General features: G+C 47.2%; 1 protein-coding gene and 1 pseudogene. Both read left to right on the top strand.

Annotation, left to right across the window (positions count from 1 at the left end):
* Positions 1-712 (top strand): annotated as a pseudogene (locus AB4496_RS23040) (sn-glycerol-3-phosphate ABC transporter ATP-binding protein UgpC); the annotation flags it as partial.
* Between the two features lie 56 nt (positions 713-768).
* Positions 769-1,124, top strand: a 356-nt coding sequence (locus AB4496_RS23035; RefSeq protein ID WP_372132099.1) for a glycerophosphodiester phosphodiesterase family protein, incomplete at its 3' end; no start/stop codon positions are given.

The following is a 1,124-nucleotide window of genomic DNA, read 5'->3' as shown; positions in this document are numbered from 1 at the left end:
ACGTCAACGTGTTGCTATGGGACGAGCGATCGTTCGCGATCCACAACTTTTTCTGTTTGACGAACCTTTGTCTAACCTAGATGCCTCACTGCGTGCTCACATGAGATTAGAGATCAAAAAACTGCAACGCGAACTTGGCGTGACCAGTGTTTACGTGACTCATGACCAAGTCGAAGCCATGACACTGGCTGATAGAATCGTGGTGCTCAACAAAGGCCAGATAGAGCAAGTCGGGACGCCACGAGAGGTCTACCACCAGCCAGCCAGTACTTTTGTGGCGAGCTTCATTGGCAGCCCTGCAATGAATTTTTTACCAGCAACACTCGATGACGGATACCTTGAGATTGGTGATCAGCAAATGTACTTACCCGAGTACGCCCACGTAAAAAATACAGCTATCACACTTGGTATTCGTCCAGAGCACTCTGAAATTGGTTCAGAATTGATGATGAATACCTTGCCTCTTGAACTGCGTATCAGTGTGGTTGAGCCTTTGGGTCCAAATCAATTGGTTCATGGTCTGGTGAACGAGCAGCCCTTCATTGCAGTAACACCCGAAACGACACTGTGCCAAGCCGTCCCCCTAGGGCTAAGAATCGATAAATCCAACCTGCATATTTTTGACAATCATGGCAAACGCATTCACCCAAATAATTTCACATCACAGGAGCCACACGAAGATACGACAAGCTTAACGACGGCTCTCGCTTAATCGAGTACACTGATATTTAATGCGTTTTTACGGTGCGTCTTTAAGAAGGATTAATTATGTCGTCTATCATCGTAGGTCATAGAGGTGTAGCAGGTACTCACCCAGAAAATACCAAAGCAAGCATTGAACAAGCGGCGAAGCTCGGCTTGAAATGGATTGAAGTTGATATTCAGCCCACTCAGGATGACCAACTGGTCGTTTGTCACGATCACACGCTTGAGCGCTGCAGCGATGGCAAGGGTCGAGTTGATGAACACACCCTTGCTGAACTGCGTCAGCTCGATTTTGGCAGTTGGAAGTCTGAGCAGTTCGTTGGAGAAAAAATACTGACGTTGAAAGAGTTGCTCGCGCTTGTTGAGCAGTATGATCTTAGCGTCAACCTAGAGGTCAAAGTCGATAGCCGACATCAAGC

The organism is Vibrio sp. 10N.222.46.A1 (assembly GCF_041473595.1).
GTDB lineage: Bacteria > Pseudomonadota > Gammaproteobacteria > Enterobacterales > Vibrionaceae > Vibrio > Vibrio tasmaniensis_A.
The sequence above is the reverse complement of the archived record's forward strand: the minus strand, read 5'-3'. Positions and strand labels throughout refer to the sequence as shown.